This is a genomic window from Streptomyces sp. NPDC049687 (genome assembly GCF_044465285.1).
Taxonomy (GTDB): Bacteria; Actinomycetota; Actinomycetes; order Streptomycetales; family Streptomycetaceae; genus Streptomyces.
In genome coordinates this window covers 324,349-347,341 of sequence record NZ_JBITLN010000009.1, presented here as the reverse complement: position 1 = coordinate 347,341, position 22,993 = coordinate 324,349, and the positions used below count along the sequence as shown (strand labels likewise).

Annotated in this window: 21 protein-coding genes and 5 tRNA genes; 8 read left to right on the top strand and 18 right to left on the bottom strand. The window is 72.6% G+C overall.

The window, feature by feature from the left end; genetic code table 11:
• Positions 1–5: 5 nt before the first annotated feature.
• From ACIBVL_RS27860 to ACIBVL_RS27850, 3 genes are all read right to left on the bottom strand, one after another.
• Positions 6–830, bottom strand: coding sequence for a GNAT family N-acetyltransferase (locus tag ACIBVL_RS27860; RefSeq protein ID WP_399100999.1), 825 nt, complete (start codon positions 828–830; stop codon positions 6–8).
• Positions 831–901: 71 nt separating this feature from the next.
• Positions 902–1,723: an aminotransferase class IV gene (locus ACIBVL_RS27855; protein WP_399100997.1), complete on the bottom strand. Its 822-nt coding sequence runs from the start codon at positions 1,721–1,723 to the stop codon at positions 902–904.
• Positions 1,720–2,772 (bottom strand): chorismate-binding protein, encoded by a 1,053-nt coding sequence (locus ACIBVL_RS27850; RefSeq protein ID WP_399100995.1) that lies wholly within the window; start codon positions 2,770–2,772, stop codon positions 1,720–1,722. Before ACIBVL_RS27850 ends, ACIBVL_RS27855 begins: the two co-directional genes overlap by 4 nt.
• A gap of 222 nt (positions 2,773–2,994) precedes the next feature.
• Here ACIBVL_RS27850 and ACIBVL_RS27845 point away from each other — a divergent pair.
• From ACIBVL_RS27845 to ACIBVL_RS27825, 5 genes are all read left to right on the top strand, one after another.
• A tRNA-Gly gene (locus ACIBVL_RS27845) sits at positions 2,995–3,067 on the top strand.
• A gap of 38 nt (positions 3,068–3,105) precedes the next feature.
• A tRNA-Cys gene (locus ACIBVL_RS27840) sits at positions 3,106–3,179 on the top strand.
• A 1-nt stretch (position 3,180) separates the two neighbouring features.
• A tRNA-Val gene (locus ACIBVL_RS27835) sits at positions 3,181–3,252 on the top strand.
• A 19-nt stretch (positions 3,253–3,271) separates the two neighbouring features.
• Positions 3,272–3,343, top strand: a tRNA-Val gene (locus ACIBVL_RS27830).
• A 12-nt stretch (positions 3,344–3,355) separates the two neighbouring features.
• A tRNA-Val gene (locus ACIBVL_RS27825) sits at positions 3,356–3,427 on the top strand.
• Positions 3,428–3,479: 52 nt separating this feature from the next.
• Here the strand turns inward: ACIBVL_RS27825 and ACIBVL_RS27820 are convergent.
• The 4 genes from ACIBVL_RS27820 to ACIBVL_RS27805 form a co-directional block, all read right to left on the bottom strand.
• The gene (locus ACIBVL_RS27820) at positions 3,480–3,779 is read right to left on the bottom strand and encodes a zf-TFIIB domain-containing protein (protein ID WP_399100993.1); all 300 of its coding nucleotides are present in this window, start codon (positions 3,777–3,779) and stop codon (positions 3,480–3,482) included.
• 81 nt (positions 3,780–3,860) lie between these two features.
• Positions 3,861–4,802 (bottom strand): phosphotransferase family protein, encoded by a 942-nt coding sequence (locus ACIBVL_RS27815; protein WP_399100991.1) that lies wholly within the window; start codon positions 4,800–4,802, stop codon positions 3,861–3,863.
• A 264-nt stretch (positions 4,803–5,066) separates the two neighbouring features.
• Positions 5,067–5,246, bottom strand: a complete 180-nt coding sequence (locus ACIBVL_RS27810) for a hypothetical protein (RefSeq protein WP_358994867.1) — start codon at positions 5,244–5,246, stop codon at positions 5,067–5,069.
• A gap of 197 nt (positions 5,247–5,443) precedes the next feature.
• A complete protein-coding gene (locus tag ACIBVL_RS27805) occupies positions 5,444–5,719 on the bottom strand; it encodes a hypothetical protein (RefSeq protein WP_399100989.1) in 276 nt (91 codons plus the stop codon).
• Between the two features lie 196 nt (positions 5,720–5,915).
• On the opposite strand from ACIBVL_RS27805, the gene ACIBVL_RS27800 reads away from it, so the two are divergent.
• Positions 5,916–7,298 carry a protein kinase gene (locus ACIBVL_RS27800; protein ID WP_399101251.1) on the top strand — a complete coding sequence of 461 codons (1,383 nt, stop codon included), beginning with the start codon at positions 5,916–5,918 and terminating at the stop codon, positions 7,296–7,298.
• A 228-nt stretch (positions 7,299–7,526) separates the two neighbouring features.
• Here ACIBVL_RS27800 and ACIBVL_RS27795 read toward each other — a convergent pair whose 3' ends face one another.
• The 8 genes from ACIBVL_RS27795 to ACIBVL_RS27760 all read right to left on the bottom strand — a co-directional run bounded on the left by ACIBVL_RS27795 (position 7,527) and on the right by ACIBVL_RS27760 (position 19,321).
• On the bottom strand, positions 7,527–8,363 hold the full coding sequence (locus ACIBVL_RS27795; RefSeq protein ID WP_399100987.1) for a TrmH family RNA methyltransferase: 837 nt from the start codon (positions 8,361–8,363) through the stop codon (positions 7,527–7,529).
• A 64-nt stretch (positions 8,364–8,427) separates the two neighbouring features.
• Positions 8,428–9,660, bottom strand: coding sequence for a uroporphyrinogen-III C-methyltransferase (cobA, locus tag ACIBVL_RS27790; RefSeq protein ID WP_399100985.1), 1,233 nt, complete (start codon positions 9,658–9,660; stop codon positions 8,428–8,430).
• Positions 9,661–9,800: 140 nt separating this feature from the next.
• A complete protein-coding gene (gene cobT / locus ACIBVL_RS27785) occupies positions 9,801–14,111 on the bottom strand; it encodes a nicotinate-nucleotide--dimethylbenzimidazole phosphoribosyltransferase (RefSeq protein WP_399100983.1) in 4,311 nt (1,436 codons plus the stop codon).
• A 368-nt stretch (positions 14,112–14,479) separates the two neighbouring features.
• Complete coding sequence (gene cbiE, locus ACIBVL_RS27780; protein WP_399100981.1) at positions 14,480–15,694, bottom strand: precorrin-6y C5,15-methyltransferase (decarboxylating) subunit CbiE; 1,215 nt, start codon at positions 15,692–15,694, stop codon at positions 14,480–14,482.
• A 150-nt stretch (positions 15,695–15,844) separates the two neighbouring features.
• Positions 15,845–16,483, bottom strand: coding sequence for a GNAT family N-acetyltransferase (locus tag ACIBVL_RS27775; protein WP_399100979.1), 639 nt, complete (start codon positions 16,481–16,483; stop codon positions 15,845–15,847).
• Positions 16,484–16,649: 166 nt separating this feature from the next.
• Positions 16,650–17,486, bottom strand: a complete 837-nt coding sequence (locus ACIBVL_RS27770) for a MetQ/NlpA family ABC transporter substrate-binding protein (protein WP_399100977.1) — start codon at positions 17,484–17,486, stop codon at positions 16,650–16,652.
• A 66-nt stretch (positions 17,487–17,552) separates the two neighbouring features.
• Positions 17,553–18,290, bottom strand: coding sequence for a methionine ABC transporter permease (locus tag ACIBVL_RS27765; protein ID WP_399100975.1), 738 nt, complete (start codon positions 18,288–18,290; stop codon positions 17,553–17,555).
• On the bottom strand, positions 18,287–19,321 hold the full coding sequence (locus tag ACIBVL_RS27760) for a methionine ABC transporter ATP-binding protein (RefSeq protein ID WP_399100973.1): 1,035 nt from the start codon (positions 19,319–19,321) through the stop codon (positions 18,287–18,289). The genes ACIBVL_RS27765 and ACIBVL_RS27760 overlap by 4 nt, the downstream gene beginning before the upstream one ends.
• 430 nt (positions 19,322–19,751) lie before the next feature.
• Between ACIBVL_RS27760 and ACIBVL_RS27755 the strand changes: the two genes are divergently transcribed.
• Together ACIBVL_RS27755 and ACIBVL_RS27750 are read left to right on the top strand one after the other, a co-directional pair.
• The gene (locus ACIBVL_RS27755; RefSeq protein ID WP_399100971.1) at positions 19,752–20,111 is read left to right on the top strand and encodes a hypothetical protein; all 360 of its coding nucleotides are present in this window, start codon (positions 19,752–19,754) and stop codon (positions 20,109–20,111) included.
• 1 nt (position 20,112) lies between these two features.
• A complete protein-coding gene (locus tag ACIBVL_RS27750; protein WP_399100969.1) occupies positions 20,113–20,532 on the top strand; it encodes a hypothetical protein in 420 nt (139 codons plus the stop codon).
• A gap of 36 nt (positions 20,533–20,568) precedes the next feature.
• Here ACIBVL_RS27750 and ACIBVL_RS27745 read toward each other — a convergent pair whose 3' ends face one another.
• From ACIBVL_RS27745 to ACIBVL_RS27735, 3 genes are all read right to left on the bottom strand, one after another.
• Positions 20,569–21,066 (bottom strand): GNAT family N-acetyltransferase, encoded by a 498-nt coding sequence (locus ACIBVL_RS27745; RefSeq protein WP_399100966.1) that lies wholly within the window; start codon positions 21,064–21,066, stop codon positions 20,569–20,571.
• Between the two features lie 45 nt (positions 21,067–21,111).
• Positions 21,112–21,618, bottom strand: coding sequence for a sigma-70 family RNA polymerase sigma factor (locus ACIBVL_RS27740; RefSeq protein ID WP_399100964.1), 507 nt, complete (start codon positions 21,616–21,618; stop codon positions 21,112–21,114).
• A gap of 68 nt (positions 21,619–21,686) precedes the next feature.
• Entirely contained in the window at positions 21,687–22,871 is a 1,185-nt protein-coding gene (locus tag ACIBVL_RS27735; RefSeq protein ID WP_399100961.1) for a glycerophosphodiester phosphodiesterase, read from the bottom strand.
• Positions 22,872–22,993: the final 122 nt, after the last annotated feature.

Below are 22,993 nucleotides of genomic sequence, written 5' to 3'. Positions count from 1 at the left end.
GGGGTTCAGAGCAGGTTCTTGTACATCGAGTAGCCCACGGGCACGTACCCCAGTGACTCGTACAGCCGCTCGGCGGGTGTGTTGCCCGCGAAGACGTTCAGGCCGAGCACCAGTCTGCCGGTGGCCACCGTCTGGGCCTCGGCGAGCAGCAGCAGGGTGCGGCCGTGGCCCCGGCCGCGATGCTCCTCGTAGGTCTCGACGTTGAAGACGAACGCCTTGTCGGCGACGAAGGCGAGCCACAGGTCGCCGACCGGGGTGCCCTCGTGCTCCAGGACGCTGATCCGCGCGTTCTCCGTCGCGAGGCCCTGTGCCAGCGACCGAGCGTAGTCCTGCCGGGACTTGGTCCACGCCAGGGCCTCCGGCACGTCCCGGTCGATCCAGTCGCGCGCGTACCCCTCGATGCCGCGCTCGTGCCACGGGCCGTACTCGGCCTCCGTCATGGGCCGGACCCGACTGCCTTCGGGCAGTGCGGGCGCGACGGCGCCGAGCTGCTTCTCCATGCCACGGTTGCGGTGGACGTAACCCAGCGCCGTGGCGAGGCGCATCGCCGCTCCCGCGTCGCCGGGCACCCTGATCTGGACCTGTCGGCAGCCCCAGCCCCGGGCCACCTCCTCGGCGGCGAGCGCGGCCACCGCGCCCCGGCCCCGCCCGCGGTCGGGCTCCTCGATGCGCAGCTCGTCGATGCGGGCGACGGCGGGCCCGAAGGCGGGATCGGTGGAGAGGTGGACCGCTCCGACCGGACGGCTGTTCACGCACACCTGGTAGCGGCGGGACAGGGATCCGTCGGCGGCACGCTGGAGCGGCTCGGTCGGCCGCAGGGTGGTGGTCATCAGAGGGTTTCTACCCGCCGTACGGGCCGAAGTCAGCTCCTTTTCCGCGGCGGCTCCGACCTGCCGGGCGGCTACGGGTCGAGATCGTTCCCGGCGCGCTCGTCGAAGATCCGCATCGCCTTGGCGGTCACCGGGCCCGGAGTCGCGGGCAGTTCGCGGGTGTCGACGCGGTGCACGGCCTGGACGTCGCGCAGGGTGGAGGTGAGGAAGACCTCGTCGGCCCGCTCCAGCACGTCGAGCGGCAGGTCGGTCTCCTTGGCGCCGGTCCACTCGACGGTCAGCGCGCGCGTGATGCCGGCGAGGCAGCCGGAGGCGAGCGGCGGAGTGTGGAGCTCACCGTCCAGGACGACGAAGACGTTCGACCCGGTGCCCTCGCAGAGCTGCCCGACGGTGTTCGCGAAGAGGGCTTCCGAGGCGCCGTCCTGGTGGGCGCGGGCCAGGGCGACGACGTTCTCGGCGTACGAGGTCGTCTTCAGGCCGGTCAGCGCACCGCGCTCGTTGCGGGTCCAGGGGACCGTGATCACGGCGGTGGAGTCGGGGCGGCGGGTGGTCTCGCCGAGGGCGACGACGAGGGTGGGGCCCCGGTCGCCGCGGTCGGAGCCCAGGGGGCCGTGGCCGCCGGTGTAGGTGATGCGGAGGCGGCCGAGCGGCATGGGGTTCGCCTCGAGGACGGCGGCGCAGGCGCGGCGGACCTCGTCGTGGTCGGGGTCGGGAAGACCGAGGCCGCGCGCGGAGCGGGTCAGCCGGTGGAGGTGGCGGGTGAGCGCGAACGTCTTGCCGTCCGTCGCCTTCACCGTCTCGAAGATGCCGTCGCCCACGGTCAGCCCGTGGTCGAAGACGGAGACACGGGCGGACTCGGTGTCCTGCAGCCCGCCGTCGAGCCAGATCTTCACGTCAGGGTCCCTTCGTTCACCTCGTACGTTCCCGACGCTACCGCGAGCAGTCGCGCCGCCTTCAGCTCGGTCTCCCGCCACTCCGCCTCGGGGTCGGAGCCCCAGGTGATGCCGGCGCCCGTGCCGAAGCGCAGTACGGCGGTGCCGTCGCTGGGTCGGTCGATCCAGAAGGTGCGGATGCCGACGGCCAGCTCGCCGGTGCCCCGGTCGGCGTCGACCCAGCCGATGCCGCCGCAGTACGGTCCGCGGGGCGCGGTCTCCAGGGCGTCGATGATCCGCAGGGCGCTGGATTTGGGGGCGCCGGTGACGGAGCCGGGCGGGAAGGCGGCCTCGAGCAGCTCGGGCCAGCCGGCCTCCTCGCGCAGTTCGCCGCGGACCGTCGAGACCAGATGGACCAGTCCGGGGTGTTTCTCGACCGCGCACAGGTCGGGCACGGTCACGCTGCCGGTGGCGCAGACCCGCCCGATGTCGTTGCGGACCAGGTCCACGATCATCACGTTCTCGGCGTAGTCCTTGTCGAGCAGGTCCGCCTCGGTGCGGCCGGTGCCCTTGATCGGGCCCGATTCGACGGCCCTTCCCTCGCGGCGGAGGAAGAGTTCGGGGGACGCGGTGGCGATCTCGACACCGTGACCGGGAAGGCGAATCGTTCCTGCATATGGTGCCGGGTTGCCGCGGGCCAGCAGCGCGGTCAAGGCGTCGACGTCGGCGCCGGGCTCGACGGGCGCGGTCAGGACGCGGCAGAGGTTCGCCTGATACACCTCGCCGGCCGCGATGTGTTCCCGTATCCGGCGTACGCCCGCGGTGTACGCGGCGCGATCGAGCGAGGACGTCCAGTCTCCGGCGGCGGGCCCCCGCCACTCCCCCGGCACGGGCGCGGGCACCGGTTCGTCCCGAACCTCGGCGAAGCGGGCGCAGACCGGACGGCCCTCGAAGTCGGCGCAGACGGCCCAGAAACCGGCGGAGTCGAGGGCGGCGGGGTCGTTGGTGACGTCGAGGAGTCCGGTGGCGACGCGGGCGCCGAAACGGGCGAGAGGAGGGAGGTCGAGCACGGTGTCGAGTCTAGGGCGGGTGTCGTGGGGGTGGCCGGGCGATGTCCCCGGCGGGGCCCTGAGCAGGTCCGCAGTGCGACCCCGAGCCGACCGGGACGCGCGCGCCGCAGGTCCGGGCGGGGCCGCAGGGGCGCACGCTGCACAAACGCGTTTTTGTACTGGCCCAGGAATCCGCTAGAGTTCAGAACGTCGCCGGGACGCGAGAGCGGACCGAAACGACAGGCGGACGTAGCTCAGTTGGTAGAGCGCAACCTTGCCAAGGTTGAGGTCGCGAGTTCGAGCCTCGTCGTCCGCTCGAAGGAAGAAGGGGTCTTCCCGATCCCCTACACTCCTGGTGGAGTGGCCGAGAGGCGAGGCAACGGCCTGCAAAGCCGTCTACACGGGTTCAAATCCCGTCTCCACCTCCAAGGACGATTAGCTCAGCGGGAGAGCGCTTCCCTGACACGGAAGAGGTCACTGGTTCAATCCCAGTATCGTCCACTGGATCTTCGGATCCCCGGCGCGATTAGCTCAGCGGGAGAGCGCTTCCCTGACACGGAAGAGGTCACTGGTTCAATCCCAGTATCGCGCACGCAGGTCCCGAGGACGATTAGCTCAGCGGGAGAGCGCTTCCCTGACACGGAAGAGGTCACTGGTTCAATCCCAGTATCGTCCACACGTCGAAGAAGCCCCCGGCCGTACGGCCGGGGGCTTCTTCGTGGTGTCGGTCAGCTGGAGAACAGCATGTGGCCGAAGCTCTTGTGGCGCTGGTGGCCGCCGTAGTGCCCGCCGTGGCCACCGTGGTGTCCTCCGTGCGGGGCGCCCCAGGCGGGAGCGGCGGGACCGGCCGGGTAGGCCTGCGGGGCGGGCGGCGGGGGCGCCGGCTGGGTCCACTGGGACTCCAGGCGGGTCAGCGCCTCCAGCTCGCCGTAGTCGAGGAAGATCCCCCGGCAGTTGGTGCACTGTTCGATCTGGACGCCGTTGCGGTTGTACGTGTGCATCTGGCCGTGACACTTGGGGCACTGCATGGTTCGGCTCAACTCCTCGCCGGTCGGTCCTGTTTCGCGTACCGCCAGGACAGACTCTGTCCGGCTGCGGTCGGTTGCACCCTACTTGCCGGAACCTGGCGCCAGCCCCGGAGGGACGGAACCCATGCGGGCGCAGGCGTCGGCGAGGGCCTGCTCGACCTCGTCGAGGGGTCTTTCCTGGGCGACCGCCTTGGTCACGGCACGGGCGGCGGTCTGGACGGTGAGGGCGCGGGCGGGGACGTCGAGGGAAGGCCAGGGGTCGCCCTCGGCGGGGACGGCCGGGCCGCCGGCGGTGCGGTAGGCATGCAGGAAGCGGGTCCACTCGTCGGGCGGGAGCAGGCCACAGGCGTACCAGGCGGCGGGGCGGGCGAGATCCCAGGCGGGGACGCCGACGCCGAGATCGTCCACGTCGATCAGGCGCCAGGGGCCGTCGGGGGCGGGGTGGCGGACCAGTTGGCCGAGGTGGAGGTCGCCGTGACAGAGGGTGCTGGTGTCCGGCATGGGGGCCTCGGCCCGGGCCCAGGCCGGGAGCGTGCTCCAGGCGCGCAGGACGGGGGCGGTCGCGGGGTGCGGGCCGGCTGCCCGGAGCCGTGCGACGGCGTGGGCGGCTTTGGCGGGGCCTCGCATCGGGGGGAGGCCGGGAGCCTGGACGGGCGTGCGGTGGAGGCGGGCGAGGAGGGTGGCGGCCTCTTCCCAGGGGGCCGCGTCCGGGTCGTCCGGGTCCACGGGGGTGCCGTAGGGCCAGAACGTGACGAGGCGGCCGTGCAGGGGCACGGGGGTGGGGATGAGCGGGGGGAGGAGGAGGTCGGGGTGGCGAGTGGCCGTGGTGAGGCGTGGGAGGAGGTCGGCGGGGGCCGTCTGGGGGGCGTGGGCCTTCGCGACGGTGTCCGCATGACGTACGACGGTGGCGTCGGGGCGGTCGGCGAGGGTGCCCGCGGGGCAGGGGCAGGGCGAGAAGGGGCTGGTGTGGGCCTTGGCCTTGACTCGGGCGGTGAGCTCGAGGAGCAAGGGGCTGGGGGTCACGGGGCTCCCTGGGTGGTGCGGGCTCTGGGGGCGAGGGTACGGGGACGACTCCCGGGGCCGTCGGGCGACCGGCGTCGCCACGGCCCCGGGGCTGTCCCGCCCTCGCCCGCCCTGCCCTTTCCGTGACGGATGGGGGCAAGGCAATGCCGGCGCAGCTCCCCAGCTGCGCCGGCATCTCTTGCCGTCCGCCGCACCCCCGTCCCCACGGGGTTTCATGGGTGGATGTCCCCGCCCGGACCGCTCTTCCGGGCCTGGGGTCGCCGCTCAGCGCCCCAGCATCACGCCCACGGACGACGCTTGTGTGGCCACCGTCTCCCAGCCGTCGAAGACGAGGAGGAGAAGGGCCGCCAGGGGAAGGGCCATGAGTGTCGCCACCAGGGGGTGGCGGCGGCCCGTGCGGCGGGTTCGGGTGCGGAACTGTGTCCGCGGTGCCGTGTGGGCCATGGTCCCTCTCCTGACCGTGTCGGTTGTCGTTGGCAGCGGCGGGTGTCTGACCTCGGGGGACGAGTGCTGCACCCGCCGCTTGACCTCAAATCTAGGCGCGGGGCGGACGGTGGACGTCATGCCCTCGTACCGATTGCCGGGCCTCCCGGAGGATGAGCCATGAGCTGCGATGTACTCCCCTGGGTGGAGACGCGGACCTAGGTCTCGGGGTCTTCCCGGAGGGAGTGTCCGGTGCGGGACGGTTTTTCCGAGCCGTCCTCGCGGGGGACGGGCTGCTCGACCAGGGCGAGGACCCGGTTCGCCATGAAGCGGGCGGTGCGCACCACCGTACCGTTCCGCGTGACTTCGCTCACTTCCACCACCCCCCGTCGGACCGCCGTCTCCACCCGGCGGCCCGCCCGGCCGGCCACCACCTCGTACGTTCGCGTCGTGTCGCCGGCGTCCACGACTATCTCCACTCGGTCACCCTTCACGGATTCAATCCCCCTTCTACGACGGGTGGTTGAGATCACAGGGTCGTCAAAGTCCGCCTGCCCGCAGGCACTCTGACCACTCCTCAAGTCTCCCACCCGGCACTGACAATCGATCGGGACCGGAGGGCGCGGCCTCTGCGCGCGAACGGCCGTGGAAACGTAAGCTGTGCCACGTCACACGGACCGGGCAGCGGGGATGAACATGGCGATGATGCGCCTGAGGCGCGAGGACCCGCGCGTCGTCGGCTCGTTCAGGCTTCACCGACGGCTCGGCGCGGGCGGAATGGGCGTCGTCTATCTGGGCTCCGACAAGAAGGGGCAGCGGGTCGCGCTCAAGGTGATCCGGCCCGATCTGGCGGAGGACCAGGAGTTCCGGTCGCGGTTCGCGCGTGAGGTGTCCGCCGCCCGGCGGATCCGGGGCGGGTGCACGGCGCGGCTGGTCGCGGCCGATCTCGATGCCGACCGGCCCTGGTTCGCCACGCAGTACGTGCCCGGCCCCTCGCTGCACGACAAGGTCAACGACGAGGGGCCGCTCGGGGCGGCCGAGCTCGCGTCGATCGGCGCCGCGCTGTCGGAGGGGCTCGTCGCAGTCCACGAGGCCGGGGTCGTGCACCGGGACCTGAAGCCGTCCAACATCCTGCTGTCCCCGAAGGGGCCGCGGATCATCGACTTCGGCATCGCCTGGGCGACGGGGGCGTCGACGCTCACTCACGTCGGTACGGCCGTCGGGTCGCCCGGCTTCCTCGCGCCCGAGCAGGTGCGGGGGGCCGTGGTCACTCCGGCCACCGACGTGTTCTCGCTCGGCGCCACGCTCGCGTACGCCTCGACGGCCGACTCGCCCTTCGGGCACGGCAGTTCCGAGGTGATGCTGTACCGCGTGGTGCACGAGGAGCCCCAGCTGCACGGCGTACCCGACGCCCTCGCCCCGCTGATCCGGGCCTGCCTCGCGAAGGACCCCGAGGAGCGGCCCAGCACGCTCGACCTCTCGCTGCGGCTCAAGGAGATCGCCGCCCGTGAGGCCCAGGGGATGGGCGATGCGCGGCCGCCCGTGCCGAGGGCCGCGGAAGCGGACCGGCCCACCGGGCGCCTCACCGACTCCAGCTACCCGGAGCGCACCCTGCGCCACCCGGGCGGGGCGGGACCGGGCGCGGGGTCGGGTACTTCTTCGCCCCGCGGCGGCGTGCCGTCCTCACGGGGGCCGGCGCCCGCGCGGGGCGGGGTTCCCTCGCGCGGGGGCAGCGGCTCACGAGGTGGCGCTTCGTCCTCGCGGTCCGGATCCCGGCCCACGCCCGCCGGGCGCAACACCCGGCCCGGCGGCAGCGGGAGTCGGCCCGCGCCTCGCAGTGGGGCGGGGCGTCCGGGGCCCAGGACCACCGGGACCGGGCGTCGGCCCGCCAACCCCCGTCTGCTGCGGCAGCGGCTGTTCGTCTTCGTCGTCGTGACGCTGCTCGTCGCCCTGGGCATCGGCATCGTCCAGGGCTGCCAGGGGCCGGCCCGTGGGCTCGGCGGCGGCGACGGCGTCGTACGGGATCAGCAAGTCCAGCGGCTGTCGCACGCATACGTGCCGGCCGACGACTAGGGCGTGTTTCGAAAGTAGCGTCGTCCGCCCGGAGGGCGGGGCTCGCGGCGTCTGGTGCGGTGCATCGCAAGGCGGAGGGTCGTCCGCGTACTGGGCGTACGCGGGCGATCCCGACAACGCGGCGAGGCGCCGTGCCAGGCGTCGCGGGCCAGACGGGATTTTCGAAACACGCCCTAGCCACCTGGGACGGGGGGCGAAAGCCCGGTCCGGCCCGCCGGGCGGACGGCGCTACTTTCGGAACACACCTTCGACCTGAGGTCGGCCCGTGGCCACCGCGTAGAAGGCGACCGCGGCTGCCGCACCCACGTTGAGGGAGTCGACGCCGTGGGACATGGGGATGCGGACCCATTCGTCGGCGGCGACCAGGGCCTGGGTGGACAGGCCGTCGCCCTCGGCGCCGAGCATGAGGGCCACGCGGGCCATCTTGTGCGGGGCGGCCTCGTCGAGGGAACGGGCCTTCTCGTCCGGGGTGAGGGCGAGGAGGGTGAAGCCGGCCTCGCGGACCGAGTCCAGGCCCTTGGGCCAGGTGTCCAGACGGGCGTACGGCACCGAGAAGACCGCGCCCATCGAGACCTTGACGCTGCGGCGGTAGAGGGGGTCGGCGCAGTCCGGGGAGAGCAGGACCGCGTCCATGCCGAGGGCCGCGGCGGAGCGGAAGATCGCGCCGATGTTGGTGTGATCGTTGACCGATTCCATGACCACCACCCGGCGCGCGGTCTGCAGGAGTTCGGCCGCCGTCGGGAGCGGCTTGCGCTGCATCGAGGCGAGGGCGCCGCGGTGCACGTGGTAGCCGGTGACGCGTTCGGCGAGCTCCGGGCTGACGGCGTAGACCGGTGCCGGGAGTTCGTCGATCACATCGCGCATGACGTCGACCCACTTCGCGGAGAGCAGCATCGAGCGCATCTCGTACCCGGCGTCCTTGGCCCGTCGGATGACCTTCTCGCCCTCCGCGATGAACAGGCCCTCGGCGGGCTCGCGCTTGCGGCGCAGCTCGACGTCGGTCAGGCCGGTGTAGTCGCGCAGGCGCGGGTCGTCGGGGTCCTCAACGGTGATGAGATCGGCCACAGGGTGATACTGCCTTGTCCTGGGTGCGGTGCCAACGGCTGTGAACGGGTTGTGTTACCCGGGGTTACGCCGACGTCTGCGGGCCGACGGTGACGACCTCGCCGATGACGATGACGGCCGGGGGTTTGACCTCCTGCGTCCGGACCGTCTCCGCGACCGTCGCCAGCGTCGCGTCGACTCGGCGCTGGGCGGCCGTCGTGCCCTCCTGGACGAGGGCGACCGGGGTGTCGGCCGGCTTGCCGTGCGCCACGAGCGTCTCGGCGATCTTTCCGATCTTGTCGACGCCCATGAGGATCACGAGGGTGCCGGTGAGCTTCGCGAGCGACGGCCAGTCGACCAGGGAGCGCTCGTCGTCGGGGGCCACATGGCCACTGACGACCGTGAACTCGTGGGCGACACCGCGGTGGGTGACCGGGATACCGGCCGCGCCCGGGACCGAGATGGAACTGGAGATGCCGGGGACCACCGTGCAGGGGATGCCTGCCTCGGCGAGGGCCTGGAGTTCCTCCATGCCGCGGCCGAAGACATACGGGTCGCCGCCCTTGAGGCGGACCACCGACCTGCCCTGCTTGGCGTGCTCGATCAGCGCGTTGTTGATGGCCTCCTGCGCCATGTAACGGCCGTACGGGATCTTCGCCGCGTCGATCACCTCGACGTGCGGGGGGAGTTCGGCGAGGAGGTCGCGGGGACCGAGGCGGTCGGCGATGACGACGTCGGCCTCGGCGAGGAGGCGGCGGCCGCGAACGGTGATCAGGTCGGGGTCACCGGGGCCGCCGCCGACCAGGGCGACACCGGGGGTGCGGGTGCGGTGATGGGGGGCCACGAGGGTGCCGTCGCGCAGTCCCTCCACCACCGCGTCACGGATGGCGGCGGTGTGGCGGGGGTCGCGGCCCTCGGCCTTCGTGGTGAGGACGGCGACCGTGACGCCCTCGCTGGTGCCGGTGGCCGGGGTCCAGGCGGTCGCCTGGTCGGCGTCGTCGGAACGGACGCACCAGACGCGGTGCGCTTCCGCTTCGGCGGAGGCCCGCTGGTTCGCGGCCGGGTCACTGGTGGCGATGAGGGCGTACCAGGCGTTCGCGAGGTCGCCGTCGGCGTAGGGGCGCCGGTGCCAGGTGAGCTCACCCGCGTCTGCCATCGCCTCCACGGAGGGGGTCGCCCCGGGGGACACGAGGTGGATGTCGGCGCCTGCCGCGATCAGTGCGGGGAGGCGGCGCTGGGCGACCTGGCCGCCGCCGAGGACGACGACCCTGCGGCCGGTGAGGCGGAGACCTACGGGGTAGGGGGGGTGTTCGGCCATGAGGGGCGGCTCCTCGAACGGGCAGGGAGTGGGCGCTGCGGCTCTGGAGCGGCCCTGACGTGCGGATTTTAGAGGTGGCTTCAGCGTAAGGCGGGGTCGGGGGCGTGCAGGAGCGCACACCCGCCGACCCCGGGACGGTCCTACTTCTCCGTCACTCCCGCCGAGTCGAACGTCGCCACCTCGTGCATGGCCCTGGCCGTGCTCTGGACCAGGGGAAGCGCCAGGAGGGCGCCGGTGCCCTCGCCGAGGCGGAGGTCGAGGTCGACCAGGGGACGGAGGCCGAGCTTGTTGAGGGCGGCCACGTGGCCGGGTTCCGCGCTGCGGTGGCCCGCGATGCAGGCCGCGAGGACCTCGGGAGCGATCGCGCGGGCGACCAGGGCGGCTGCGCCGGCGCTGACGCCGTCCAGGATCACGGGCGTCCGCAGGGAAGCGCCGCCCAGGAGGAGACCGACCATCGCCGCGTGTTCGAATCCGCCGATGGCGGCCAGCACGCCGATGGGGTCGGCCGGGTCCGGCTGGTGGAGCTCCAGGGCACGGCGGACCACCTCGGTCTTGCGGGCGAGGGTCTCGTCGTTGATGCCGGTGCCCCGGCCCGTCACCTCGGCCGGGTCGGCGCCGGTGAAGACGGAGATCAGGGCCGCGGACGCCGTCGTGTTCGCGATACCCATCTCGCCCGTCAGCAGGGCCTTGTTGCCGGCCGCCACCAGGTCGCGGGCCGTCTCGATACCGACCTCGATGGCCTGCTTGGCCTCCTCGCGGGTCATCGCGGGGCCGGTGGTCATGTCGGACGTGCCGGCGCGGACCTTGCGCGGGAGGAGACCCGGGGTGGCCGGGAGGTCGGCCGCGACGCCGACGTCCACCACACAGACCTCGGCGCCCACCTGGGTCGCGAAAGCGTTGCAGACCGCGCCGCCGCCGAGGAAGTTGGCGACCATCTGGGCCGTCACCTCCTGGGGCCAGGGGGTGACGCCCTGCGCGTGCACCCCGTGGTCGCCCGCGAAGATCGCGACGGCGGCGGGCTCGGGGATCGGCGGGGGGCACTGCCGGGACAGGCCGCACAGCTGCGCGGAGATGATCTCCAGCATGCCCAGCGCGCCGGCCGGCTTGGTCATGCGCTTCTGCCGCTCCCACGCCTCGCCGAGCGCCTTCGCGTCCAGCGGGCGGATCCCGGCGACCGTCTCGGCGAGCAGGTCGTGCGGGTCCTCGCCGGGCAGCGCGCGACGGCCGTACGTCTCCTCGTGGACGACCCACGACAGGGGGCGTCGCTTGGCCCAGCCGACCTGCATCAGCTCGGGCTCGTCCGGGAACTCGTCGACGTAGCCGACGCAGAGGTAGGCGACCACTTCGAGGTGTTCGGGCAGGCCGAGGGCGCGGACCATCTCGCGCTCGTCGAAGAAGCTGACCCAGCCGACGCCGAGGCCCTCGGCGCGCGCGGCGAGCCAGAGGTTCTCGACCGCGAGCGCGGAGGAGTACGGCGCCATCTGCGGCTGGGTGTGACGGCCCAGGGTGTGGCGGCCGCCGCGGGTCGGGTCGGCGGTGACCACGATGTTCACCGGCGTTTCGAGGATGGCCTCGATCTTCAGTTCCTTGAACTGCTTCGCCCGGCCCTTGGGCAAGGACTTGGCGTACGCGTCCCGCTGACGCATCGCCAGCTCGTGCATCGCGCGCCGGGTCTCGGCGGAGCGGATGACGACGAAGTCCCAGGGCTGCGAGTGGCCGACGGAGGGCGCGGTGTGGGCGGCCTCCAGGACGCGCAGCAGCACCTCGTGCGGGATCGGGTCGCCGCGGAAGCCGTTGCGGATGTCGCGGCGCTCGCGCATGACCTTCAGGACGGCCTCGCGCTCGGCGTCGTCGTACGCGGGCGCGGCGGGGCCGGTGGACTCTCTGGCTTCTTCCACGGAGGCCGTGCTCTCTTCCTGGTCGGCGACCCTGGTTTCCAGGTCCTCCGGGCTCTGTGCGACCTCCGGGTCGGGGCCGGCATGGGCGTCGGGCTCCGGGTCCGGGGTCGCCGGGGCGGGAGCGGGGTCGGCCGCCCGGGGGGCGGGGACGGTGGGGGTGGGGTCCGGGGCCGAGGCTTCCGGGTGTTCCGCCGGGGGTACGGCGGGCTGCTGGTCCTCCGTGGGGAACGCCACGGCGTGCGGTGGGGTCGGGGCGAGGTGCGGGGTGGTCGGCACCGTGCCTTCGACAGGGACGAACTCGCCCACGGGCTGGAGGGGTTGGTCCTGCTCGGGGGCGGGTTGTGCGTCGGTGACGGCCGTGGCGGCGGTCGGGTCGGGCTCCGGGGCGGCCTCTGCCGGGGCTTCGGCGGCAGGCCCTTCGGCCGGCACCTCCGCCTGCGGGGCCGTCACCGGGGTCGGAGTGTCCGGCAGGTGAGACGTGGCGTCCGCCTGGTGGATGGCGGGGGCTGCCAGGGCCTCGGGCTGCGCCTCCGGTTCCGGCTGGGCGTCCGGGGTCGGCCGCGTCGTCTGCTCGGGGGCGGGGTGAGCCTGGGGGGCGGGCTCGGGTTCCGGCTGCCGGGCGGCCGGCTCGGTGGGTGAGACGGCGCCGGCCTCGGCAGGCGGGACGACGGTGGGGGCGACCTGGGCCTCCACGAGCAGCGGGGCGTCGGGGGCGGCAGGGATCTGGGCAGGCTGCGGGCCGTCGGGAGCAGCGGTGGCCGCGGGAGCCTGGGCGACCGGGACCTCCGGCGCGGCGATGGGCTCGGGCCCGGCCACGGGCGCTCCCTGGGCGGGCGCCGGCACCTCCTGCACGGGTGCGACCGGCTCGGGCGCTTCAGCCGTCACGGGCACCGCGGGCTCGGGGTCCTGGGAGGTGACGCCGGGGACGGGCTCGGGGGCGGGGTCGACGCTCTGGGCCGCGTCCTGGATCAAGGACGCGTCCTGCTCCTGGGCCGTGTCCTGGACCTGGGCTTCTGCCGGAGCCGCGGCCGCGCCCAGGGCTGCGTCCGCGTCCGGAGCCGGGGCCTCGGTCACGGTGTCGGGCGCGGGGGCCTCGAAGTGCTGCGTCGGGTCCGGCATGTCGGCCACCTCCGCAGAGCCCGGCTCGGCCGGCTGCTCCGCCCAGGGCGCCGGTGCCTCGGAAGCCTCCACCGCGTCGGGTGCGGGGACCTCGGCGACCTGCGCCCCTTCGGACGCCGGCGCCTCGGGGGCCTGGACCGCCTCGGCTGCGGCCGTCTCGGAAGCCTGCGGCACCTCGACGGCCCGGTCCACAGCGGCAGGTCCCGAGGCGGGGATTCGGGCCGCCTCGACCGGGCCCGCCTCAGCGGCCGACGGCGTCTCGGCAGCACCGGCCTCGGCGGCCTGGACGGCCTGCACGCCCAGCGCGGCGGCAGTGGCGGCGGCCTGCCCCACGTACCCGCCCTCGGGAACCCACGGGGTCGCCGGCGCAGGCACCGGGTCGACGGGCGGAACGGCAAGGGACTCAGCGACCCCGGCGGATTCCGCGGGCTGTTCGCCCCCGGACGGGCCGCCGACCTCCGCCTCGGCGGCCTCGTCGGCGACGTCCTGCTCGCGCTCGGCGATCAGCGCCGCTCCGAGCAACTGTCCGGGATCGACGACCCCGGACGACACGGACACGTGCTCGGGCTCGGCGTTCACCGCCGGTCCCAGGCCCTGAGCGGGCTCACCGGGCACGGTTGCGGGAACCTGCGCCGCAGGAGTCGTGGGCGCCATGCCGTCGCCCTCGGCGTACGACGCCTCGGCACCCTCCTGACCCTCGTGGCCCTGCGGGGCGGCCACGGAGATCGCCTCGTTGGCCTCGGTCGCCACGCGGGCCACGACGGCCTCGGCGGCGCCCACCGGCTCGGGCTCCGGTGTTCCCGGAACCGCCGTCGGCGCAGGAACAACCGTTTCCGCGGTCATCGGCCCGGAAGGGACCGGCCCCTGGACCGGAGCAGCGGCCGGAGCGGCGGCCTGGGCGGGGGTGGCCTGCGCTCGGGCCGGGGCCGGGGCAGTGGTCTGGGCGGCCGGGGCTCCCCAGGGCGCCGCGCCCTGCGGAGGCGTCTCGCGCAGCGGCGGGACGTCCAGGTACTCGGGGCCGGAGCCGGGCCGTACCGGGGCGCCCGCGGGGCCGCGGTCGGCGAGGGAGCGGACCGGGCTGGCGGAGGTGTCGGGGATCGGCGGACCGAGGTGGAGCGGGCGGCGCGGGGCCTGCTGGGGCGGGGCGGCCGGACCGGGCAGGCGTACGGCGCTGAGGTCGACGGAACCGCTGTCGCGGCCGGAGAGCTCGTGCGGTCCCGGCTCGTGCACCGTCTCGACGACCGGCTCGGGCGCGGGCGGCGCCACCTCGTTGCCCCAGGCGCTCTGTGCGCCCGGCAGCAGCAGCAGGTCTTCGTCCTCGGCGGTCGTCTCGGAGAGGTAGGTGTACGCGCCGTGCCCGGGGGCGCCCGGCTGCTCCACCATGCCTGCGTTCTCCGGCAGCCCCTCGCCCGGGACCTGGCCGGTGTCGGTCATGCGTACCCCTCGCCCATCGGTTAGTGCTCCCTACGACCAGCTCACCCGGAACGGCGCCACCGACCGCTCCGCAGTGAAGAACGAGCGTCCGTGCCCAGCGGCACGACCGACCCGCCCGAAAAAGCGACAAAGCCATTCAGTGGCATTGTCCCGGCCGTCGTCGCGTCGCGACAGCATGATCCGCGCCGCTCCGCTGTGGACTGCGCCACGTTGCGCGCCCTCCGGTTCTGCCGTACCACACGCCCCCCAAAAGGGATGTGTTTTCCGGACATTGACCGACGAAGTGCCGGGCGAACGGAAGCGGTACGACGATCGGCCAGCCTACCGCGCGCGGTACGACAACAGGATCACGGGGAGGGCGAACCAGGTCACGGCCGGCGGTCCGGCAGAACCCCGCTGAGCAGGAACGCGACACTCCGTTCAGTCTCCGTCCAGGCGCGCGTGTCGAGTTGGACGGACTGCAGGAGGGCGCACTCGACGCGGTAGCCGTGTTCGGTCAGATCGCGGCCGACGAGTTCGGCGGTGTCGCGGGTCGCCGCGTGGGTGACGATGCGCTGCGGGCGGCGGTCGGCGACCGCGGAGACCACGGCCACTCCCCCGCCGCCGACCCGGACGACGTCCGGTTCGGGCAGGTTCTCCAGGACGTGCGGGGCGGTGCCGCGGACGATCTGCAGGTGGACGCCGTGGTGGCGGGCGGAGGCGTCGGTGCGGGCGCACGCCTCCAGATCGCGGTCGACGGCGAGGACGGCCGCGCCGGCCCGCGCGGCCTCGGTCGCGAAGGCGCCGCTGCCGCAGCCGATGTCCCAGACGAGGTCGCCCACGCGCGGTCCGAGCCGGGCGAGCTGGGCCGCGCGCAGCAACTCCGTCTCACCTTCGCCGAGTCCGCCGCCGTAGGCCTGGGCGGGCAGGGCCCAGCCGCGCGGTCCGGTGCCCGGGTCGCGCCCGGATATCCAGCCGCTGTCGCCCGCGGGGGCGCCCGCCGGGCCGCCGATGACGATCACCACGTTGGGGTCGCGCCAGGTGTGGTCGATGGCCTTGTCGGAGGTGAGGACGCTGACCCGTTCGCGGTCGGTGCCGAGTTCCTCGCAGACGACGAAGGTGCGGTGCACGCCCTCCAGGAGCAGGCCCAGCTCGGCGGGTCCGGCGCCGGGCGAGGTGAGGACGGCGACCTTGGTGTGGGCGCGGCAGACGTTGACCGCGCGGCGCAGGGTGCGCCGGTGGGCGACGACGACCTGCGCGTCGTCCCAGGGCATCCCGGCACGGGCGAAGGCGGCGGCGACGGCGGAGACGGCCGGGACCACCTCGACCTCGAGGCCGAACTCGGGTGCGCGCAGGGTCCGTACGACACCGAAGAAGCCCGGGTCGCCGTCGGCGAGGACGACCGCCGTGCCCCGGTGGCCGGCGATACGGCGGGCGGCGAGCGCCACGCTGCCGAGGCGGATGCGCTCCGCGGCGGGCGGCACCTCGGGCAGCGTCAGATGGTGGGCGGCGCCGGCCACCAGCGTGGCGGCACCCAGCGCGGAGCGGGCCGCGGCGGTCAGCGGCGAGCCGTCCCAGCCGATCACCGTGACGCGGTCGGCCATCGTCGTCAGTCTCCCGGGGGTTCACGCAGGTAGCGGGCTCCGTGAGGGTACCTGGTCGGCGGGGCCGGAGGGCGGCGGCCGCCGTCGGGTCCCGTCGCCGTACGGCTCAGTTCCAGTCGGTGTTCGACTCAGTTCCAGGCGGTGTCCGGCTCAGTTCCAGTCGGTGTACGACGTGAAACCGCCGCTGTCCGCGAGCTGCTCGCCGGCGCCCTCCAGGTCCTCGGGCAGCAGGCTCCACACGATGAAGTCGGTGCGCACCTCGGTCCAGGTGCCGTCCTCGGCGCGGGCGCGCGCTATGCAGGCGTTGCGCAGGACGCCCTCGCTGATACAGCCGATCTTCTGCGCGACCTGCTGGGAGGCGGTGTTGTCGGCGGCCGTGCGCAGTTCGATGCGCTCGAACTTCTGGTCGGTGAACAGCCACTGGGCGGTGGCCAGCGCGGCCTCGGAGGCGTACCCCTCGCCGCGGGCCCAGGAGGCGACGATGTACGCCAGTTCGGTGGAGCGGACGTGCCAGTTGGTCTTGCCGAGCTGGATGACGCCGACGAGCCGCTGGGTGAGGAACTCGGTGACGGCGAGGTCGAGGCCGTGTCCGGCCGTGCGTTCTGAGGGGGCGTACTCGGTGATCCAGGCGCGGGCGGAATCCTCGGTGAACGGCTGGGGTACGTCCGTCCAGGCCGCGATCTGCTCGTCGTTCATCATCTCTGCCAGGGCGGGCACGTCGTCCTCGTCGAGGGGACGCAGCACCAACCGCTCCGTGCTGATGGAGATGGTGGGGAAGGTGCTCGTCATGAAGCCGCTCCGTAGCCTTCGAAACCGTCGGGGCCCGACCTGCTGGACCGTCAGGGCCCTCTGAACTGCCCAGCATGCAGCATGGAGGCACGGAAGGGCACCACGGGGTCCACCCCCGGTGAGGGAGTGAACCCCGTGCGTACCCGGGCTTCCGGCGCATCCAGGCTCAGAAGGCGGCGACGACCGCGCCCTCGTACTTGTCCTCGATGAACTTCTTCACCTCGGGCGAGGTGAGCAGCTTCGCCAGCTTCCGCACGCGCGGGTCGTCCTCGTCGCCCTTCTTCACGGCGAGGAAGTTGGCGTACGGGTTGTCCTGCGCGGACTCCGCGGCCAGGGCGTCCTCGGCGGGGCTGAGCTCGGCCTCCAGCGCGTAGTTGCCGTTGATCACCGCGGCGTCGACGTCGGCGAGGGAACGCGGCAGCTGGGCCGCCTCCAGCTCCTTGAACTCGATGTTCTTCGGGTTGGAGGTGACGTCCTTCGGGGTCGCGGAGTAGCCGGCGCCGGACTTCAGCTCGATGAGCCCGTTGGCCTCCAGGAGCTTCAGCGCGCGGGCCTCGTTGGTGGTGTCGTTCGGCAGGGCGACGGTGGCGCCCTTCTTGAGGTCGTCGAGCTTCCTGACGTCCTGGGAGTACAGGCCGAGCGGCTCCAGGTGCACCGTGGCGTTCGGCACGGCGACGACGTCGGTGCCGTTCTTCTTGTTGAAGTCGTCCAGGTACGGCTGGTGCTGGAAGTAGTTGGCGTCGACCTCGCCCTGCTGGACGGCCGTGTTGGGGGTCACGTAGTCCGTGAACTCCTTGACCTCGAGCTTGAGGCCGGCCTTCGCCGCGAGGTTGTCCTTGATGTAGGTGAGGATCTCGCCCTGCGGGGTGGGCGTGGCGGCGACGGTGAGCGTGGCGTTCGCGTCGCCGCTGCCGGAGTCCTTGTCCGAGCCGCATGCGGTGAGCCCGAGGGTGAGGGCTCCGGCGGCGAGGACGGCGGTGGTGAACGTGGTGGTGTTACGCACGAAAAGTGCCTTTCCTGGCGGTGGTGCGACCCCGCGATGGGTGTGCGGGGAGATCAGGGGGTGTGGTCAGGCGGCCTTGTGGACGTCGGCGGTGGCCGGCTCCCTGGCCTTCAGCAGCCGCAGTTTCGGCGCCGGGCCGGAGCGGCCGACGCGGCGGTGCAGGGAGCGGGCCGCCCAGTCGCCGGCGAACTGGATGAGCGAGATGACGACGGCGAGGATCGCGACGGTGATCCACATCAGCTCGGTCTCGAAGCGCTGGTAGCCGTAGCGGATGGCGATGTCGCCGAGGCCGCCGGCGCCGACCGTGCCGGCCATGGCGGAGTAGCCGATGAGGGCGACGATCGTGGTGGTCGTGGAGGAGATCAGCGAAGGCAGCGACTCGGGGACGAGGACCTTGCGGACGACGGTCCAGGTGTTGCCGCCCATCGCCTGGACGGCCTCGACGAGCCCGCCGTCCACTTCGCGGACCGCCGTCTCGACGAGTCGGGCGAAGAACGGGACGGCGCCGATCGCCAGTGGCACGATGGCGGCCTCGCGGCCGATGGTCGTCCCCGTGATCGTGCGCGTGAAGTTCATCAGCGCGACGATCAGGATGATGAACGGCATCGAGCGGGCGACGTTCACGATCTGCCCGATCACCTTGTTGGCGACGATGTTCTGCAGCAGTCCGCCCCGGTCGGTGAGGACCAGCAGGACGCCGAGCGGGAGGCCTCCGGCGACCGCGACGAGGGTGGACCAGCCGACCATGTAGAGGGTGTCCCCACAGGCCTGCGACAGGAGCGGCAGCATGTCCGACCAGGTCACTTGACACCGTCCTTCACCAGCAGGGACTCACCCACGACGTCGATCCGAAGGCCCTGTTCGCGCAGGAAGCCGATCGGTACGACGTTGTCCTCGTAGCGACCGGGCAGTTCGATGCGCATCCGGCCGACCTGGAGGCCCCCGACGGTGTCGATGGCGGCACCGAGGATCGATATGTCGATGTTGTAGGTGCGCGACAGCTGGGAGATGACCGGCTGGGTCGCGGCCTCGCCGTGGAAGGTGACGTCGACGACGGTGCGGTCGTCGCCGGTGGCCTCGCCGTCGACCGGGAAGAGCGCGTCGGCCAGTTCGGAGCCGGGGGTGGCGAGCAGTTCGCTGACCGTGCCGGACTCCACGATGCGGCCCCGCTCCATGAGCGCGGCGGAGTCGCAGATCGACTTCACCACGTCCATCTCGTGCGTGATGAGCAGGACGGTCAGCCCGAGCTGCCGGTTCAGGTCGCGCAGCAGCTGCAGGACGGAGCGGGTGGTCTCCGGGTCGAGGGCGCTGGTCGCCTCGTCGGAGAGCAGCACCTTGGGGTCGCCGGCGAGGGCGCGGGCAATGCCGACACGCTGCTTCTGGCCGCCGGAGAGCTGAGCGGGGTACGCCTTCGCCTTGTCGGCGAGTCCGACGAGGTCGAGCAGGTCCAGCGCCTTGCGGGAACGTTCCCTCCCGGAGACGCCGAGGATCTCCAGGGGCAGTTCGACGTTGTCCTGCACGGTCCGCGAGGAGAGCAGGTTGAAGTGCTGGAAGACCATGCCGATACGGCTGCGCGCCCGCCGCAGCTCCTTGCCTGCGCGGGGGCCGCGGCCGCCGAGGGCGGTGAGGTCCTGACCGGCGACGGTGACCGTGCCGGAGGTGGGGCGTTCCAGGAGGTTGACGCAGCGGATCAGCGAGGACTTGCCGGCGCCGGACTGGCCGATGACGCCGTACACCTCGCCTTCGCGGACGTGCAGGTCGACGCCGTCCAGGGCGGTGACCTCACGGCCGCCGCGCGAGCGGTAGACCTTGGTGAGGCCTGTTGTCGTGATCACTGGGGGTTTTCCGTCACTGTCGAGTGCGCGGGCGTGGGTGTGCCCGGGCGCACGGATGCAAAGCTGTCAGGGACGCGACACGGTTCTCGCGGTGATGGCGTGGAACCGGGGGAGAACATGTGCGCGGGGCGGCGATGTCACACAGCGCACGGCGTGCGGACATTCCAGGGCGTCTCGCTTCGGGGCGCGAGGCTCAGGGGTGGTGCGGGGGCCCTCTAGAAGGCGCACATTCGACACAGACAACGAGCACCGGGCGTCATGGTCGCCTCGGTCGCAAGGGTGCGGCTGCTCGTCGTGGTCATGAGCATCAGTAAACCAGACGTACGGTCCTGACATGGACCGGCCGTCCGGATGCTGGACACCCGTGGACAGTCCGCTGCGGCACGGGGGCGACCGCCGGGGGCCGATTACGGCGTAATAGGGTCGCTCCATGCTTGATGCCCTGACGCTGGTGACCGGCGTCGCCGCGTTGCTGCTCGCCGCATGGTGCGGCTGGGCCGCCTACCGTGACCAGCCGACCAAGGACTGGCACTTCATCGGGATGGCAGTGGTCTCGCTGCTGGCCGTGGTCCAGCTGGTGATCGGGATCGTGCAGCTGGCGCGGGGCGAGAAGCCGGAGCAGGGCACGACGATCTTCGTGGCCTATCTGCTGGGCGCCTTCGCGTGCGTCCCCGCGGCCGGGTTCATGTCGCTGGCCGAGCGGACGCGCTGGGGTTCGGTCACGGTCGCGGCCGGCGCGATCGTGCTCGCCGTCCTCGAGGTACGGCTCTACGACATCTGGGGAGGCTGAGATGACGGCCGTTCGGGAGAAGCCCGCCCGGCTGATCGGCGGGCCCGGCATGGTGCTGGTGTGGTTCTACGGCGTGATGGTCGTCGGAGCCGTGTCGCGCTCGGCGTACCAGATCGCCACGGAGTTCGACCGGGCGCCGTTGGCGTACTCGCTGTCGGCGGTGGCGGGGATCGTGTACGGGTTCATCACGTACTCGCTGGTGCGGGGCGGGGAGACGGCGCGGCGGGCGGCACAGGTGTGCTGTGCCGCCGAGCTCGTCGGGGTGCTGGTGGTGGGTACGTGGACGTTGGTCGACCGTGGCGCGTTCCCGGACGCGACCGTGTGGTCGGACTACGGGATGGGGTACGTGTTCATTCCGGTGCTCCTGCCCCTGTCCGCGCTGTGGTGGTTGCGTAAGACGCGGTCGCAGCGGGGTGCTTGAGGGGCGTCGGCGGCCGCGCCCCCGAGGGCACCGCGGTCACGCCGTTTTCGCGTACTCCCCCGCCTGCTTCTCCAGGACGATCATCGGTACGCCGTCCGTGCCCTGCGAGGTGCCCACCGTCTCGTAGCCGACGCGGCGGTACAGGCGGAGGTTGCCCTCGCTGCGGTGGCCGGTGTGGAGGCGGAACTTCTTGGCGCCGCGCTCCCCGGCCAGGGCGGACTCGGCGGCGCGGAGCAGCCGCGCGCCGATGCCGTGGCCCTGGAGGCGGGGGTGGACGCAGAGCTTGCCGATCGAGGCGGCGCCGTCCTCGGTGACATGGCCGCGGACCGAGCCGACGACCTCGTCACCCAGCCGGGCCACGAAGACACAGTCGGTGGCGAGTTCCTCCCTGACCGAGTCCAGTGTCTGGACGAGCGGGGCGATGCGGTAGTTGCCGTACAGCGCGGCTTCGCTCTGGAAGCAGAGGTACTGCAGCCTGAAGATCTGCTCGGCATCCTGCTCGGTCGCCACCGAGATGGTCACGCTCATGCCCATGTGCGCACGCCTCCCGCTCACCTGATCGCCTGTGGTCCCTCACTCCTATCCCCGCACTTCGCGGGCCGCAACCTCCGGCGTGAGCAAACGACGCAGACATCCCAGACATCTGGAACGTTCCGGCCCGAGACTGCCCTGTGAGATACCCAACTCACCCGCGATCTCACGGTAGGTGAGGTCCTCGGGCGACAGGAACGCCTGAAGGAGGCGGGAGCAGCGGCCGGGCAGTCGGCGCACGGCCTCGCGCAGGGCGCGGTGCCGTGCGGAGGTGAGCGCGATCTGCTCGGGGCCGTGGTCGCGGTCGTCGACCGGTTCCTTCTCGTACGGTCGTTCGCGGCGGGTGGTACGGCGGGTGCGGCGGACCTCGGCGCGCACGGCCCGGCGCAGCCAGCCCTCGGGGTCCAGCGGCGGGCCGTCGGCGGCGAGGTGCTCCAGGAGACGAAGCCAGACCGCCTGCTCCAGGTCGGCGGGTTCGGTGCCGGTGGCATGCGCCTCGGCGGAGGCCTCGGCGGTGAGAAGGGGGCGCAGCTCGGTGAGCAGGTCGTGCGTCATGTGCCACACGATGCGGCCGCCCGGGCGGCTGGTTGCCCGGGCGGCCGGATGTCACTCCAACTGGGGACTCAGCCGTTGACGAAGTCCTCGCGGGCGAGGAGGCCGGTGTCCGCGTTGTCGGTGAAGACGCCGTCGATGCCGGTCGCGAAGTAGGTGCGGTAGGCGCCGAAGACGTCCCCGTAGGCGTCCGCGTCGGTGCCCTTGCGGAAGTTCGCGGGCAGGAAGGGGTTCTCGTTGCGCATGGTGTACGGGTGCAGGATCAGGCCGACCGCGTGGGCGTCCCGCACCAGGGTGGTGGGGGTGGTGAGGTTGCCGCTCGCGTCCTTCGGGATGACCAGGTCCAGGGTGGGACCGATGCCCTGGGCGTAGCCGGCGATCTCGCGCAGGCCGGCCCGGGTGATCAGGTCGGCGACCGTGCGCGGGTCGCCCGCCTCGACGAAGTCCCAGGGGCGGGTGTTCGCGGCGGACAGCAGGACCACGAGGGGGTTGTCGACCAGCTTGTTCAGGCGCTGGATGCTGCTCGGCTCGAAGGACTGCAGGATGACCGGCGAGTTCTTCTTGTCCTTGCCGTACTTGTGCAGCAGCTTGGCGACCCGCTCCTCCAGGCCCAGGCCCAGCTTGCGGAAGTAGGTGGGGTGCTTGGTCTCCGGGTAGATCCAGACCTGCTTGCCGCGCTTGCGGGTCTGCTCGTCCTGCCACGTGAGGACTTCCTCGAAGGTGGGGATCTCCCAGCGGCCGTTGTAGAGGGTGTTGTGCGGGCGGTTGGCCGGGATGCGCTCGACCGCGCGCAGGGTCTTCAGTTCGGCGAGCGTGAAGTCCTCCGTGAACCAGCCGGTGGTGGAGACGCCGTCGAGGACCTTGGTCGTCTTCCGGTCGGCGAACTCGGGATGGTCGGCGACGTCCGTGGTCCCGCCGATCTCCGGCTCGTGGCGGCAGACGAGGTGGCCGTCCCTGGTGGGGACGAGGTCGCCGGCCTCGACGATGTCGGCGCCCAGGTCCAGGGCGAGCTGGTAGGAGCCGAAGGTGTGCTCGGGGCGGTAGCCGCTGGCGCCGCGGTGGCCGATGACCGTGGGGACCGGCAGGCTCTTCAGGCCGCCCTTGCCGGAGCGCCCCGCCTCGGCGGCGCTCGCCGTGGCCGACAGGCCCAGGAGGCTTCCGGTGGCGCCGAGCACGGCGGCTCCGAGGAGCGCCCGGCGTCCGGTGCCGCCCGCGCTCGCCTGCTCGTTCGACTCCTGCGTGTCCTGCGTTCCCATGAGGGGCCTCCTGCCGTCGGCTCGTCCGTGCGGGCCGATCGTAGGGGCGTGGACATGACTGCCGGGAGACGTCGGCCCCAACACGCGGGTGACGGTGGATGGCGTGTGCCGAACGGCGGTGC

Bases quoted from the DNA above. Each gene is read 5' to 3' on its own strand.
- cbiE (WP_399100981.1), bottom strand. From the start codon at position 15,694: ATGGCCGACCGCGTCACGGTGATCGGCTGGGACGGCTCGCCGCTGACC.
- cobT (WP_399100983.1), bottom strand. From the start codon at position 14,111: ATGACCGACACCGGCCAGGTCCCGGGCGAGGGGCTGCCGGAGAACGCA.
- ACIBVL_RS27860 (WP_399100999.1), bottom strand. From the start codon at position 830: ATGACCACCACCCTGCGGCCGACCGAGCCGCTCCAGCGTGCCGCCGAC.
- ACIBVL_RS27810 (WP_358994867.1), bottom strand. From the start codon at position 5,246: ATGGCCCACACGGCACCGCGGACACAGTTCCGCACCCGAACCCGCCGC.
- ACIBVL_RS27755 (WP_399100971.1), top strand. From the start codon at position 19,752: ATGCTTGATGCCCTGACGCTGGTGACCGGCGTCGCCGCGTTGCTGCTC.
- cobA (WP_399100985.1), bottom strand. From the start codon at position 9,660: ATGGCCGAACACCCCCCCTACCCCGTAGGTCTCCGCCTCACCGGCCGC.
- ACIBVL_RS27740 (WP_399100964.1), bottom strand. From the start codon at position 21,618: ATGACGCACGACCTGCTCACCGAGCTGCGCCCCCTTCTCACCGCCGAG.
- ACIBVL_RS27820 (WP_399100993.1), bottom strand. From the start codon at position 3,779: ATGCAGTGCCCCAAGTGTCACGGCCAGATGCACACGTACAACCGCAAC.
- ACIBVL_RS27735 (WP_399100961.1), bottom strand. From the start codon at position 22,871: ATGGGAACGCAGGACACGCAGGAGTCGAACGAGCAGGCGAGCGCGGGC.
- ACIBVL_RS27800 (WP_399101251.1), top strand. From the start codon at position 5,916: ATGAACATGGCGATGATGCGCCTGAGGCGCGAGGACCCGCGCGTCGTC.
- ACIBVL_RS27775 (WP_399100979.1), bottom strand. From the start codon at position 16,483: ATGACGAGCACCTTCCCCACCATCTCCATCAGCACGGAGCGGTTGGTG.
- ACIBVL_RS27745 (WP_399100966.1), bottom strand. From the start codon at position 21,066: ATGGGCATGAGCGTGACCATCTCGGTGGCGACCGAGCAGGATGCCGAG.
- ACIBVL_RS27750 (WP_399100969.1), top strand. From the start codon at position 20,113: ATGACGGCCGTTCGGGAGAAGCCCGCCCGGCTGATCGGCGGGCCCGGC.